The 14,128-nt window shown below is 69.5% G+C and carries 14 protein-coding genes; 6 read left to right on the top strand and 8 right to left on the bottom strand.

What is annotated here, in order from left to right:
• Window positions 1-153 precede the first annotated feature (153 nt).
• The 7 genes from thiL to glyA all read right to left on the bottom strand — a co-directional run bounded on the left by thiL (window position 154) and on the right by glyA (window position 6,187).
• On the bottom strand, window positions 154-1,143 hold the full coding sequence (gene thiL, locus AC0IWM_RS12610; RefSeq protein ID WP_471755429.1) for a thiamine-phosphate kinase: 990 nt from the start codon (window positions 1,141-1,143) through the stop codon (window positions 154-156).
• Between the two features lie 5 nt (window positions 1,144-1,148).
• A complete protein-coding gene (nusB, locus tag AC0IWM_RS12605; protein ID WP_056474401.1) occupies window positions 1,149-1,625 on the bottom strand; it encodes a transcription antitermination factor NusB in 477 nt (158 codons plus the stop codon).
• Window positions 1,626-1,648: 23 nt separating this feature from the next.
• Window positions 1,649-2,155: a 6,7-dimethyl-8-ribityllumazine synthase gene (gene ribH / locus AC0IWM_RS12600; protein WP_471755427.1), complete on the bottom strand. Its 507-nt coding sequence runs from the start codon at window positions 2,153-2,155 to the stop codon at window positions 1,649-1,651.
• Between the two features lie 207 nt (window positions 2,156-2,362).
• Entirely contained in the window at window positions 2,363-3,007 is a 645-nt protein-coding gene (locus AC0IWM_RS12595; RefSeq protein ID WP_471755425.1) for a riboflavin synthase, read from the bottom strand.
• Window position 3,008: 1 nt separating this feature from the next.
• Complete coding sequence (gene ribD, locus AC0IWM_RS12590) at window positions 3,009-4,136, bottom strand: bifunctional diaminohydroxyphosphoribosylaminopyrimidine deaminase/5-amino-6-(5-phosphoribosylamino)uracil reductase RibD (protein ID WP_471755423.1); 1,128 nt, start codon at window positions 4,134-4,136, stop codon at window positions 3,009-3,011.
• A 41-nt stretch (window positions 4,137-4,177) separates the two neighbouring features.
• The gene (nrdR, locus tag AC0IWM_RS12585) at window positions 4,178-4,759 is read right to left on the bottom strand and encodes a transcriptional regulator NrdR (protein ID WP_471755421.1); all 582 of its coding nucleotides are present in this window, start codon (window positions 4,757-4,759) and stop codon (window positions 4,178-4,180) included.
• Between the two features lie 123 nt (window positions 4,760-4,882).
• Entirely contained in the window at window positions 4,883-6,187 is a 1,305-nt protein-coding gene (gene glyA / locus AC0IWM_RS12580) for a serine hydroxymethyltransferase (protein WP_471755419.1), read from the bottom strand.
• Between the two features lie 443 nt (window positions 6,188-6,630).
• Between glyA and AC0IWM_RS12575 the strand changes: the two genes are divergently transcribed.
• Entirely contained in the window at window positions 6,631-7,134 is a 504-nt protein-coding gene (locus AC0IWM_RS12575) for a hypothetical protein (protein ID WP_471755417.1), read from the top strand.
• 8 nt (window positions 7,135-7,142) lie between these two features.
• A complete protein-coding gene (locus tag AC0IWM_RS12570) occupies window positions 7,143-7,574 on the top strand; it encodes a hypothetical protein (RefSeq protein ID WP_471755415.1) in 432 nt (143 codons plus the stop codon).
• A gap of 124 nt (window positions 7,575-7,698) precedes the next feature.
• Here the strand turns inward: AC0IWM_RS12570 and AC0IWM_RS12565 are convergent, their stop codons facing one another.
• Window positions 7,699-8,997, bottom strand: coding sequence for a L,D-transpeptidase family protein (locus AC0IWM_RS12565; protein WP_471755413.1), 1,299 nt, complete (start codon window positions 8,995-8,997; stop codon window positions 7,699-7,701).
• 269 nt (window positions 8,998-9,266) lie between these two features.
• Between AC0IWM_RS12565 and AC0IWM_RS12560 the strand changes: the two genes are divergently transcribed.
• The 4 genes from AC0IWM_RS12560 (at window position 9,267) to AC0IWM_RS12545 (ending at window position 14,117) form a co-directional block, all read left to right on the top strand.
• On the top strand, window positions 9,267-9,653 hold the full coding sequence (locus tag AC0IWM_RS12560) for a hypothetical protein (RefSeq protein ID WP_471755411.1): 387 nt from the start codon (window positions 9,267-9,269) through the stop codon (window positions 9,651-9,653).
• Window positions 9,654-9,696: 43 nt separating this feature from the next.
• Window positions 9,697-10,686, top strand: a complete 990-nt coding sequence (locus tag AC0IWM_RS12555; protein WP_471755409.1) for a DUF1775 domain-containing protein — start codon at window positions 9,697-9,699, stop codon at window positions 10,684-10,686.
• Between the two features lie 258 nt (window positions 10,687-10,944).
• Window positions 10,945-13,074 carry a TonB-dependent receptor family protein gene (locus AC0IWM_RS12550; RefSeq protein ID WP_471755407.1) on the top strand — a complete coding sequence of 710 codons (2,130 nt, stop codon included), beginning with the start codon at window positions 10,945-10,947 and terminating at the stop codon, window positions 13,072-13,074.
• Window positions 13,075-13,136: 62 nt separating this feature from the next.
• Window positions 13,137-14,117, top strand: a complete 981-nt coding sequence (locus AC0IWM_RS12545) for an alginate O-acetyltransferase AlgX-related protein (RefSeq protein ID WP_471755405.1) — start codon at window positions 13,137-13,139, stop codon at window positions 14,115-14,117.
• Window positions 14,118-14,128: the final 11 nt, after the last annotated feature.

The raw sequence follows: 14,128 nt of genomic DNA, 5'->3' as shown, positions 1-14,128 counted from the left end.
GCTTTTTGCGCGACGAATAGTTGTGCGACGCAGCATCGGCCGAGCTTGGCGCAAGTTTTCGCAAGGGTATGGGGCTGCCGCTGGCGGCTGGGACAGGCCGGAAACTGCGGTGAAGGTCCCCTCGCACGCACATGCGAGAGGCCTCGGCCCGTCTCAGAAGTGGCTGAAGGACCCGGGACCAAGGGCGCGCGCGGACCCGTCCGCCTCACGGAAGACCGGTGGCGTCGAGCCGGTCGTGACGCTGCCGATGCAGGTCAGGGGCGTGCCGGCCGCGGCGGCCTCGGCCAGGCAGGCGTCCAGGTTCTCGGGCGCCACGGCGCAGAGGATCTCGTAATCGTCGCCGCCGGTGACGATCGGGGTCATGAGGGCGGGCTCCAGCGACAGAGCCCGGGCGGCGGCAGGGGAAAGCGGGACGCGGGCCAGGTCGATCTCGGCGGAGCGCCCCTCCCCCTTCAGCATCTTGGTGAGATCGCCGGCGAGGCCGTCCGAGACGTCCATGGCGGCCCGGGCGTGCCGGCGCAGGACCGGGGCCAGGGCGATGCGCGGGCGGGGATGCCAGTAGCGGTCGACGAGCGCGTCGCGGTCCGTCGCGGCGAGCGCCTGGCCCCAGTCCGGTGGCCGGGGGCCGCGCAGGCGCAGCCCCAGCGCAGCGTCCCCGATCGTGCCGCTGACGCAGATCCGGTCGCCGGCCCGTGCGGCTCCGCGCCGGACCAGGCCCCCCGCAGGCACCTCGCCGATGGCGGTCACGCCGATCAGCGCCGGTCCGGCGGCCCGCACCGTGTCGCCGCCCAGGAGGTCGAGGCCGAAATCCGCGAGACCGTCGCCGAGGCCGGCCGCGAACCCGGCGAGCCACGCCTCGGTCCAGTCGTCGGGCAGGGCCAGGGTGAGCAGGATGCCGCGCGGGCGCGCGCCCTTGGCGGCGAGGTCCGAGACGTTCACGCCGAGGGCCTTTCGGGCGATCGAGCCCGGTGGATCGTCGGGAAAGTAATGCACGCCGGCCACGATGGCGTCGGCGGTCAGGACGAGGTCGCAGCCGGGGCTCGGCGTCAGGGTCGCGGCGTCGTCGCGCAGGCCATCCGCCCCCGGTCCGGCGAGGGGCGCGAAGTAGCGCGCGATCAGCCCGTCCTCGTCGGGCCGGGCCACGGGGCTCAGGCCCGGCCGGAGGCCGGCAGGCCGGCGAACTCGTTGCCGCGCACGTCGCGGGCGACCTTGTCGAGGACGCCGTTGACCATGCCGGGCTCGTCGCCGCCGTAGAAGCTGTGGGCGACGTCGACGTATTCGGAGATCACGACCCGCGCCGGCACGTCGCGACGGGACATCAGCTCGTAGGCGCCGGCCCGCAGGATGGCGCGCAGCACCGCCTCGATGCGCTTGAGGGGCCATCCGGCCGCCAACGCCCCGTCGAGGACCGGATCGATCGCGCGCTGCTCGTCGACGACCCCGCGCAGGAGATCGCGGAAGAAGGCGATCTCGGCGGCCGGATGTTCGATGCCGTCGACCTCACGGCCGATCCAGAAGGTCTCGAACTCGGCGAGCGCCTCGATCACGCCCTTGCCCGAGATCTCCATGTCGTAGAGCGCCTGCACCACGGAGAGGCGTGCGCCGCTGCGCTCTGCGGTCTTCATCCCGGGTTCGTTGGCCATGATGCTCAATCCTCTCCGACCGACGCCGCCGACGCGTCGCGCTTCAGCGACAGCACCGCGAGCGCGGCCTCGGCGGCACCGCCGCCCTTGTTCAATTCGGCGACCCGCGCGCGCGCCTGGGCCTGGGCCTCGGTCTCCACCGTCAGGATGCCGTTGCCCAGCGGCAGGCGCAGGGTGACGGACAGGTCCATCAGCGCCCGCGCGCTCTCGCCCGCCACGATGTCGTAATGCCCGGTCTCGCCGCGGATGACGCAGCCGAGCGCCACGACGGCATCGTAGGGCTGGCCGGCGCGGGTGGCGGCCTCGACCAGGATCGCGATCGCGGCGGGGATCTCCAGGGCACCCGGCACGGTCACCACCGTGGCCACCGCCTCGGCCGCCGCCAGGGCGCCCTCCGCGCCGGCCAGGAGCTCGTCGGCGAGATCCTCGTAGTAGCGGGCCTCGACCACCAGGACGCGCGCGCCCCTGACGTTCTCGGGAGCGGTGCGGGAAGCGTAGGCGAGCGATACCATCGAGGGGCCTTCACGGGACGCGGTCGGCGGACGGCGCAGCGGCCGGGACCGGACGCGCTTGCCGGGACCCGCGGGGTTCCGTCGGCGCGCAAGACTCGACCGGCCGGACGTGCCCTGCGCCCGCAGGCGCGAGCGATAGACCGAAGGCGGCGTGGCGACAAGCGCGGTGCCCGCCTATCGAACCTGCATTCGCGGGCAGGCCGCCGCTCAGCGCTCGACCGCGGCGCGGCTCTCGGACAGGCGCGCGGCATAGCGGGCGATGAGGTCGACCTCGAGGTTCAGCCGGTCCCCGGCCCGGCGCTCGCCCCAGGTGGTCACCGCTAGGGTGTGCGGGATGAGCAGCACCGAGAAGAGGTCGCCCTCCACCGTGTTGACGGTGAGCGAGGTCCCGTCGAGGCAGACGGAGCCCTTCTCGGCGATGAAGCGCGCCAGCTGAGGCGGCGCCCGCAGGGTGAAGCGGTCGGAGGGCGCCCATTGCGGATCGTCGTCGCCGCCCGTGACGGGATCACGGGCCACGAGCTCGGCGAGGCCGTCGACGTGGCCGGTGACGAGGTGGCCGCCGAGTTCGTCGCCGATCTTCAGGGAGCGCTCCAAGTTCAGGCGCCGCCCTTCGCGCCACGACCCCACATGGGTGCGGGCCAGCGTCTCGGCCGCCGCGTCCACGGCGAAGATGCAGCCGCCCTCCGCCGGCTCGACCACCACCGCCGTCAGGCAGGGACCGGAGCAGGCGATCGAGGCGCCCAGCGCGATGGTGGCGGGATCGTAGTGGGAGCGGATGCGGATGCGGCGCAGGCGGTCGTCGCCCGCGACCGACACGACTTCCCCGACATCCGTGACGAGACCGGTGAACATCTCAGGCACTCCGCTCGTGGGTGACGGCCCGGTCGGGGCCGAGGATCCGGGTCTCGACGATCCGGAGGTGGCCGCCCGCGAGCCGGTCGCGCAGGACCGGGCCGATGGCCGGAAGGCCGCCCGTATCGCCGAGGGTGCCCGGGCCGGTGATGAGCGTGAAGACGTCGACGAGGTCGGCGTCCGCCAGGGCATCGGCGAGGTGCGGGCCGCCCTCGCAGCAGAGCCGCGTCACGCCACGCTCGGCCAGCGCCCTCAGCGCGGCGCGCAGGTCGACCTGTCCGGCGCCGTCGGCATCGACGCCGATCACCTCGACGCCGAAGGAGGCCAGCATGCGCCTGGCATGGACCGGAGCCCGGCGTGTGGTGAGCACGAGGGTCGGGACGTCGCGGGCGCTGCGCACCAGGGTGGCGGAGGGCAGCAGGCGCAGGTTCGAATCGAGCACGACCCGCAGGGGCGAGCGGTCGGCCAGGCCGGGCAGCCGGACCGTGAGCGAAGGATCGTCGGCGCGCGCGGTGCCGATGCCGACCAGGATCGCATCCGCGTGCGCCCGCCAGAGATGCACGGCGCCGTCGGCGACGGGGCCGGTGATCCGCAGGCGCTCGGTGGGGGCTCCGGCGAAGCCATCCTGGGTCTGGGCGAGCTTGAGGTGCAGGCTCGGGCGCCCCTGCGTCACCCGGGTGACGTGGCCGCGATGGTCCCGTGCGGCCTCCGGCGCCAGGAGACCGGTGGTCACCGCGAGGCCGGCGGCGGCCAGGAGGCCGTGGCCGCGCCCGGCCACCCGCGGATCGGGGTCTTCCAGGGCGGTGACGACGCGGGCGATGCCGGCGGCGACGATGGCGTCGGTGCAAGGGGGCGTGCGGCCGTGATGGGAGCACGGCTCCAGGCTGACGTAGAGCGTGGCGCCGCGCGCTGCCTCGCCCGCCATGGCGAGGGCGAGGGGTTCGGCATGCGGCCGCCCGCCGGGGGTGGTGACGCCCTGCCCGATGATCCGCTCCGCGCCGGGCGGGCCCGCGACCACGATCGCACCGACGGAGGGGTTCGGCCAGGTCCGGCCGAGGTTGCGATGCCCGAGGGCGAGCGCGAGGCGCATGTAGCGCCGGTCGGTCTCGCCCATCGACGCGCTCCCCATGGCCGTGCTCCCTATGCCCGTGTTCCGTAAGCCGACGCGCGTCACGGCCGGGACTTCGGCTGTCGCTTCGGGCGAAGGGGCGTGACCTTCGCCGCGTGGTCCGCGGCGGCCGGCTCGTCGGTCTCGTCCTCGACGATAAGCGCGTCGGAGGTCGCTTCGGACGGGAGCGCGGCCGGGTCCGAGAGCGTCCCGAGCAGAGCCTTGAAGTCGCTGGCCTCGCGGAAGTTCTTGTAGACCGAGGCGAAGCGGACATAGGCGACGTCGTCGAGACCCTTCAGGCCCTCCATCACCAGTTCGCCGATGGCCTCGCTGCCGATCTCGGCCTCGCCGCTGCTTTCCAGCTGCCGGGTGATTCCGCTGACGAGGCGCTCGATCCGTTCCGGGTCCACGAGGCGCTTGCGCAGGGCCACGCCGATGGAGCGCTGGAGCTTGTCGCGGTCGAACGGGACGCGCTTGCCCGAGCGCTTGAGCACCGTGAGCTCGCGCAACTGCACGCGCTCGAAGGTGGTGAAGCGGCCCCCGCAATCCGGGCAGACCCGGCGCCGGCGGATCGCCGCCGCGTCGTCGCTGGGACGCGAATCCTTCACCTGGGTGTCGGGACCGCCGCAATAGGGACACCGCATCGGACGGACACCTGGGGAGGGGGACGTTGGAACGGACAACGGCCGCGGACCCGATGGTCCGCGGCCGTTGCATGGCATGGTGAGGGGCGCCGGTTCAAGCGCCCCCGGTCGAGGCGTTGCGCCTCAGCCGTAGATGGGGAACCGGTCGGTGAGGGCGTGCACCCGCTGCTTCACGTTCGCCTCGACGGCGGCATCGCCCCCTTCGCCCTTGGCCACGAGACCATCGAGCACCTCGACGATGAAGCCGCCGATCTGCTTGAACTCGGCGACGCCGAAGCCGCGCGAGGTGCCGGCCGGGGTCCCGAGGCGGATGCCCGAGGTGATGGTGGGCTTCTGCGTGTCGAACGGCACGCCGTTCTTGTTGCAGGTGATGTCGGCGCGGCTCAGCGCCGCTTCCGCCGCCTTGCCGGTCAGGCCCTTGCTGGTGAGGTCGACCAGCATGAGGTGGTTGTCGGTGCCGCCCGAGGTGATGTTGTAGCCGCTCGACATCAGGGTGTCGGCCAGCGCCTTGGCGTTCTCGATCACCTGCTTAGCGTAGATCTTGAACTCGGGCTTCAGGGCCTCGCCGAAGGCCACGGCCTTGCCGGCGATGACGTGCATGAGCGGGCCGCCCTGGATGCCGGGGAAGATCGCCGAGTTGAACTTCTTGGCCAGCGCCTCGTCGTTCGTAAGGATCATGCCGCCGCGCGGGCCGCGCAGGGTCTTGTGAGTGGTCGTGGTGACGACGTGGGCGTGCGGGAACGGCGACGGGTGGACGCCCGCCGCGATCAGGCCCGCGAAGTGAGCCGCGTCGACGAAGAAGTACGCGCCGACGGCATCGGCGATCTCACGGAACTTGGCGAAGTCCCAGTGGCGCGGGTAGCCCGAGCCGCCGGCGATGATCACCTTGGGCTTGTGCTCGTGGGCGAGGGCCTCGACCTGCTCCATGTCGATGCGCTGGTCGTCGCGGCGCACGGTGTACGAGACCGGCTTGAACCACTTGCCCGAGACGTTCGGGGGGGCGCCGTGGGTCAGGTGGCCGCCGGCCGCGAGGTCGAGGCCGAGGAAGGTGTCGCCCGGCTGCATGAGGGCGAGGAACACGCCCTGGTTCGCCTGGCTGCCGGAATTCGGCTGCACGTTGGCGAAGCCGCAGTTGAAGAGGCGCTTGGCGCGCTCGATGGCCAGATTCTCGGCGATGTCGACGAACTGGCAGCCGCCGTAGTAGCGACGGCCCGGATAGCCCTCGGCGTACTTGTTCGTGAGCACCGAGCCCTGCGCTTCCAGCACGGCGCGCGAGACGATGTTCTCGGAGGCGATCAGCTCGATCTCGTGCTGCTGGCGGCCGAGTTCCTGGGCCACCGCCTGCGCGATCTCCGGATCCGCCTCGGTGAGGGGGGCTGCGAAGAACGAGTTGGAGAAATGCTTGTCGGCAGCAGTACCGGCGCTCATGGAAAGCCTCGATTGTTGAACGGGCGAAGGCGTCCGTTATCCGCTGGCGTAAGGCGGGCGGACGCGCAATGCGCAATTTACTACACGCGCGGGCGGACGAGGCCAAGGCACACGAATTTGGCGTGTCCTACAAAAAAACTTTCACCCGCCCCGCAAGTCCAAGGGAGACAGTCCCGAAACAAGACGCGATGCCACCCATGTACCGCTGGACGGGCTTGAAAACGCGCCGGACGGCACGCAGAGGTTGCATTTTTCGGGATGGTATAGGAATACTAGTCCATATGAATCGGAGATGCGCATGATGTCGCGGCATTCCCGGATTGTTCTCCAAAGGTGCGAGATCGCCGCCGTCCGCTTGCGACCGGCGCTGTTGAGAAGCGCCTACGATCCCGTGAAGGCCGGCTTCAACGCCGACCAGCCTCGCGACGAGAGAGGGCGCTGGAATGGCGGACGCGGTGGACCGGGCGTCGTCGTCGTTCGCCGGGATCGGGACCGGTCATCCGAAGATCGACCTGACGTCCGATCGCCTCATAGAGGTCGTCAAGGAGGCCGTGGCCAATGTCGGGACGGGACGGGGGCCTCTTTACGGAATGGCCATTCACAGCGAGTCAGCCAGGCTCATAACAGATTATGATTTGCCCGGAATTGGACGACGCGGCGTCGAACAGAGTTTCAGTCTCGGTGATACCGTGCGGTATGGATTTGCCGGAAGTATCAGGACCGATATTATCTTGCGGGATGGCCGGAAAATCGCGGCACCTATCTTGGACATTTGGGACATCAAGACTGGTGGGGCAAAACTCGAGCCGAAACGCGCTGCGGATATCCGCCGAAGTCTTGGCGTCGGCGACGATATCCCCGTTATTGAGCTTCATATTGTCAAAGGTCTAGACGCGAAGAGCTATATCTACGCGATTATCGATTATCTGTCGGTGATGGGAAGATGACTATGAGCATGGACCTCTATGTCTTGTACGACGGCGCCCCCTTTTCCCTGATCGAATGGCAGAAAAACGTCGATCGGCTGCAATTTGAAATGTCGTTCTTACCGGGGCAGACGATGCCACTTGAAGGGACAATGGTCAGAGCGGCCTGGAAAGGACGCGATGTGAGTTTCGAATGCTGGAGCAGGGATTTCGAAACGTTGATCGAGACCTACGACGATATCGACTTTGGACAGAAGTGGGACACGGTTTATGCGTTCTATTTTTCAGGATTGCCTGACTGCGTCGCGGCCTGCATTGCCGCAGTCGCGCTCGCACAGATGCGTGATGGAATTGTCTTCGATCCGCAGGACAGTCTTATCATGAGGGATCAGGAGGCGTTGCACATGGCCCGGGAAACCGAACGGCTCTTGCCCAAAATCGAAGCCTCACTGCGGCACTGACGCCGATCCGGCCTGAACGATGATCTGCCGTGTTCGAACGTCCGGGATGCGGCTCGAAGTGCTCATCCCGGACTGGGCCGGGACAGCGGGAGGATAGCCCCTCTCGCTGTCCCGCGTTCTCGCCTCAGTTCTCCTCGTCGCCCGGCTCGAAGCTCTGGACCTGCTCGGCGCTGGCGACCGGGGTCGGGGCCGAGAGGGTCGAGGGCACGTTCACGCCGTCGCGCTTGTAGATGTCGTCGCGGAACTGGACGAGGCCGTCCGGGGTCGACCAGGCGGTGATGTAGGTCCAGTAGACCGGCACCGGGCTCGACAGGGTGGCGTCGACGCGCTTGCCGCTCTCGATGGCCTGCTCGACCTGCTCGCGGCCCCAGCCGGGCGTGTCCTTGAGCAGCCAGGTGATGTACTCGCGCACGTTCTGCACGCGAACGCAGCCCGAGGAGATGAAGCGGAAGTCGTCGCCGTAGATGCCCTTCGAGTTCGTGTCGTGCATGAACACGCCGTAGGGGTTCGGAATGTTGATGCGCACGATGCCCATCGAGTTGAAGTCGGCGCCCGAATCCTGGCGGTAGCGGTAGCGGGTGCCCTCGTCCGAGTTCCAGTTCACCGAAGACGGCGAGATCTCGGCCTCACCCGAAAAGATGCGGATCTTGTTCTCGGTGAGGTAGGTCGGGTCCTTCTGCATCTTGGGGATGAGGTCCTTCTTCACGATGGAAGCCGGGACCGTCCAGAAGGGGTTGAAATTGATCTGCGTCGCCTTGGTGTTCATGATCGGCGACTGGCGGTCGATCTTGCCGACGCCGGCGGCGTGCAGGGTCACGACCTGGCCGTTCTCCACCGTCTGGACCAGGGCGGCGGGGATGTTGGTGATGACGAAGCGGTTGCCGAGGTTGCCGGCATAGGAGCGCAGGCGCACCACGTTGATCTCGAGCTGGTGCAGGCGCACGTCGGCCGGCACGTTCATGGCCGCCTGCGTGGTCTGGCTCATGGCGCCGGTCTGGCTCAGGCCGTGCCGGGCCTGGAAGCGCTTCACGCCGGCCGAGACGTAGGAATCGTAGACGCCCGAACCGCCGGAGGCCGGGTCGAGGTCGCCCGTGATGATCAGGCGCTGGCGCAGGGCGGCCACGGCCGGACCCTTGGCGCCGACGCGCAGGCGGTCGGCACCCGAGACCGGCTTCCAGCCGCCGCGATTGACGATGTCCCGGTAGCGCTCGATCATCTGCTCGGTGGCGGCCACGGTCTGCGGCGACAGGATCGGCGTCGAGGAGCGCTGCACCTGCATGGTGGCCGGCGAGGCGTAGTCCTGCGCCCACTCGGCCTGGGCGAAGCCGCCGGCCTCGCGCGCCGTCGCCGACTGGCCGATGACGGCCGCCGATGCGAGCAGTGCAAAGCCGAGGGCGCGGGTGTGGAAAGCCTGATTCAGCATCGGACGTGAACTCTGATCTGATTTACGAAGCGACATGCGGTGTCGTCGGTCCCGGCGTCGCGCGCCGAGGTCTTGGAACACCCCCTGTCACGACCGTGTCGGGGTAGGGTTAAGAACTCATGGGGACCCGGCCACATTGTGGCACGGCCCGGCTTATCCCCGAGATCCCCGGACACATCCTCTCGACTGCGGCCCGTGTGCCACAGCACTGTGTTCTGCCGTTCGATCGGCATGGCGAAACGATGGCCGATGACGTAAGCCGAACGACGATGAAGCTTCCTGCGAACCAGGCTGGCCACGAAGGGTGGGCCCCGCTGCGCGCGATCACCGCGGTGATCGCGCTCTATGCGTTCGTCCTGCATGCCGTCATGAGCGGCCTCGTGCCCCTGCCCGTCTCCGCGTCGCACGGCATCCTGTGCCTTGGGCTGAACGACGATGGCGGCCCGGGCCTACCCGATTCGACCCACGCCCATCACCAGCCCTGCTGCACCGTGGCCGGCCCGATGCTGCAGGCGGCGCTGCCGGATGTCTCGGCCCGCACCATCGTCTGGCCGGCCCGCGCGACGAGCCGTGTCACCTGGTCTCGCGAGGCGTCCGTTTCCGCCCGCGGGCCGCCGGGCACGATCCCCCATCCCCGAGGTCCGCCCGCCGTCTGATCCGATCGCCGTTTCCCGATCCCATCAGACACGGACCCATCCGATGAACCGCATTCCCCGGGCCGAGCTCTTCGCGGGCCTCGCCCTCACCCTGTCCGCCACCGCCGCCCTCGCGCACGCCACCCTGGAGCGCAAGGAAGCGAGCCCGAACGCCGGCTACCGCGGCGTCGTGCAGGTCACCCATGGCTGCGACGGCCAGCCCACCAACCGCGTCAGCGTCACGATTCCGGAGGGCGTCATCGGCGCCAAGCCGATGCCGAAGCCCGGCTGGACCGTGACGACCGAGAAGGGCGCCTATGCCCGTGCCTATCCTTACTATCACGGCGACATCCGTGAGGGCGTGAAGACCATCACCTGGACCGGCGGCAGCCTGCCCGACGATCAGGTCGACGAGTTCACCTTCCTCGCCCGCGTCAGCGATGCCTTCGCGCCCGGCAGCACGGTCTACTTCCCCGTCGAGCAGGATTGCGCCACCGGCCAGTATCGCTGGCGTGAGATCCCGGCGGCCGGGCAGGATGCGCACGCGCTGAAATCCCCTGCCCCCGGCGTCCGGATCGTGGCCGCCGCCTCGGGTCCGGCCCGGGCCGAGGCCTCGAGCGTGAAGGCCGGCGACCTCAGCATCGAGACGCCCTGGATGCGCGCGACCCCCGGCGGCGCCAAGGTGGCGGGTGGCTACGTCCGCGTGACCAACACCGGCACGCAGCCCGACCGCCTCGTCGGCGCCGCGATCCCCCTCGCGGGACGTACCTCGATCCACTCCATGAGCATGGAGGGCGGCGTGATGAAGATGGCGCCGATCGAGGGCGGCCTCGTCATCAAGCCGGGCGAGACGGTGGAACTGAAGCCCGGTGGCCTGCACCTCATGTTCGAGGATCTCGCGAGCGGCCCGAAAGCTGGCGAGATGATCCAGGGCACGCTGCGCTTCGAGCGCGCCGGCACCGTGCCGGTCAGCTTCAGCGTGGCGCCCATCGGCGCGATGAAGCCGGGCGCGCCCGCGGCCGCTCCGTCGGCACCAGGTCACCACGAACACTGACGCCGCGCGCCCCCGCGCTCGGCGCCCAGGCCTGACCGCGCCCAAGACCGACCCGCCCAAGACCGACCCGATCCACCGCCCTCGCCTCCGCGCAGGGTCGGCTCGGGCCGTGATCCGCAGGCTCTCGGGTTCGTCCGATCGAACGATCCGCCGCGCGAGCCTCCACGCGGCTTTCCCCTCGCCCTCCTTCCCACCGGGATCATGCCCGGCCCCGTCGCGTCGTCGCGAAGCGCGGGCCCCTGATCCGGAGCCTGTCCGATGTCCGCGCCCCAGCCCCGCCGCCCCACCGCCCGCGCCTTCGCCCTTCTGGGCGGCGCTTCTTCCCTCCTGCCCCTGCTCCTCGCCGCCACACCGTCCCGCGCAGAGGAGACGGCCGCCGCGACGCTGTCCGAACTCAGCATCGAGGGTGCCTCCGCCGGTTCCCTGACGGTGCCGAGCGTCGCGGCCCAGCGCGCCGCGGTGAACGCCACCGTCGGCTCGGTCGCCTTCGTCGATGCCAAGGACTTCCAGAATCGCTACGCCAACACCCTGCGCGACACGCTCAAGGACGTGCCCGGCGTCTACGTGCAGGAGCGCTACGGCCAGGAATTGCGCCTCTCGGTGCGCGGCTCCGGCATCTCGCGCGGCTTCCACCTGCGCGGCCTCGAACTGCTTCAGGATGGAATCCCGCTGAACCTCGCCGACGGCAGCGGAGACTTCTACCAGGTCGACCCCCTCGGGCTGCGCTCGATCGAGGTCTACAAGGGCGGAAATGCCCTCACCTTCGGGGCGACGACCCTCGGCGGGGCCATCAACGTCGTCACGCCCACGGCCCAGACCGCGTACGCGCCCAACATCCTGCGCATCGACGGCGGCGCCTTCAACACCATCCGCGAGAACTTCCAGGTCTCGCGGATCTCCGGACCGGTCGATTTCCTGGTCAACGGCACCATCACGAACTCCGACAGCTACCGGAACCACGAGACCCAGCGGACGCAGAACTTCAACGCCAACCTCGGCTATCGGCTCGCTCCGGGCGTGGAGACGCGCTTCTACGCCGGTGTCTACCTGACGGACCAGAAGCTCCCCGGCACGCTGAGCCTCTTCAACGCCCTCAACAACCCGACCCTGGCCAACCCGTCGGCGATCGCCGGCAACCAGTCGCGCAAGGTCGAGACCGAGCGGATCGCCAACCGCACCTCGTTCCTGCTCGATGTCGGCAAGCTCGATATCGACACCTGGGCGATCCACAAGTCGCTCTACCACCCGATCTTCCAGGTCATCGACCAGGACGGCTGGACCTACGGGATCGCCCCGCACTGGGCCGGGACCTTCGACGTCGCCGGCTATCGCAACGACCTGATCCTCGGCCTGCGGGCCTTCGCCGGCCAGAACTCGGCGCTGCAGTTCGTCAACAATGGCGGCCAGCGCGGGGCCCAGACCCTGCGCTCGGTGCAGAGCGCCTCGAACTACGAGGCCTATGGCGAGAACCGGTTCTGGTTCCTCCCGGACGTGGCGCTGATGGCCGGCGCCAAGGCGTTCTCGTCCAACCGGACCTACAGCAACAAGGGCGGCTTCTCGGGCGCCAACGCATTCCCGTCCTCGGCCAACGAGACCTATGCGGGGATCAACCCGAAGGTCGGCCTCCTCTGGCAGCCGCTGCCCGACATCCAGGTCTTCGGCGACATCACCGGATCGCGCGACGTTCCGGACTTCTCCGACCTCGTGCAGATGAATTCGCTCAACAGCACCTTCGTGCCCCTGCGGGCGCAGCGCGCCGTGACCTACGAGGCCGGCACCCGCGGCCGGATCGACCGGCTGTCCTGGGACGTGACCCTCTACCGCTCGGAGATCCGCGACGAGCTGATCAACTTCTCGATCAATCCTGGCCTCAATATCCCGGCCGCGACCTTCAACGCGCCCCGCACCCGCCACCAGGGCGTGGAGGCGGCGGTCTCCCTCGACCTCGCACGGGACCTGATCGGTGCCGGCGACGGCCTCGTGGTCTCGCAGGTCTGGACCCACAACGACTTCCGCTTCATCGCCGACCCGGTCTTCCGCGACAATCAGATCGCCGGCATCCCGCGCGACGTGCTGCGCACGGTGCTGACCTACCGGAACCGCGACGGCTTCCACGTCAGCCCCTCCGTCGACTGGGTTCCGCAGGGGGCCTTCGCCGACCACGCCAACACCCTGAAGGTGTCGGGCTACGCCCTCCTCAACATCGCCGCCGGATACGACTTCCAGAACGGCGTCTCGGTGTTCGTCGATGCGCGTAACCTGACCGACACCCGCTACGTCTCGGACATCTCCGTCGTGACCGATGCGCGTACGGTCGCGGGCGGACCGGTGGCGTTCTATCCGGGCGTCGGGCGCAGCATCTTCGGTGGCATCCGCGCCGGGTTCTGATCGGGTGGCGCAGCCAGCCGGATGAGGGTGCGCCTTTCCCGCGCGCCCGCTAGAACCGCGCGATGACCGAGGGTTCCACCATCGCACCCCCGTCCGGCGTTCGCGCGCCGGACCGACACCCGGATGTGCATGTCGGCCGCGACGGCTGGCTCTTCCTGACCGGCGGCACCAACTCCGTCCTCGCGCAGTATGGCGAGCCGGGGCTGCCGCGCGCCACCCTCTGGCGCTGGCGCCGCATCCTGGAGGCGCGGGCGCGGCGCTGCGCCGGGCTCGGCACGCGCTACGCCCACGTGGTGGCGCCGGAGAAGCTCACGATCTATCCGGAGGCCTGCGACGGACTGGCCTTCGACCCTGGGCGCGCCCCGGTGCTGCGCCTGGAGCGCTGGCTCCGCCTCTCACCGGCCCGGCGCCACTGGATCGACCTCGTGCGGCCGTTCCGGGCCCGCGCCGCCGAGACGCCGCTCTATTGCCGGACGGACAGCCACTGGACCTTCGCCGGGTACCTCCTCGCCTATGGCGAGATCTGTCGCCATCTCGGCCTCGCCCCGCGCCAGGACATCGCCCGGCGCCGCATCGGCGGCGCCGGGCCCTACGCGGGCGACCTCGGCCTGAAGTTCGACCCCGTCCGCACCGAGATGGCGGAGGCCTGCCGGTTCGAGACGGCGGCGCGGCGCATCTACGCCAACAGCCTGGTCGCGGCCTTCGAGGCGGAGGGCCGGGGCCAGGAGGCGCATATCGGCGCCCACGTCGTCTACCGGAACGATTCGGCCGAGGCCGACCCGCGCCGGCTGGTGATGTTCGCGGATTCCTACGGCCATCACGCGTCCACCCCGCATACGGGGAGCCTGACGCCGCTCCTGGCCGACACCTTCCGCGAGGTCCACGTCCTGTGGTCCACCAGCATCGACTGGGGCTACGTCGCGCGGGTGAGGCCGGATTTCGTGGTCGCGGAGATCGCCGAGCGCTTCATGATCGAGCTGCCGCAGAGGGGCTTCGATATCGAGAAGCTCGCGGACCTCGCGCTCGCGCGGAAGCCGGTCTGAAACGACGAACG

This window comes from Methylobacterium sp. AC433 (assembly GCF_979253015.1).
Note: the sequence above shows the minus strand (reverse complement) of the source record. Positions and strands in the feature narration are given on the sequence as shown.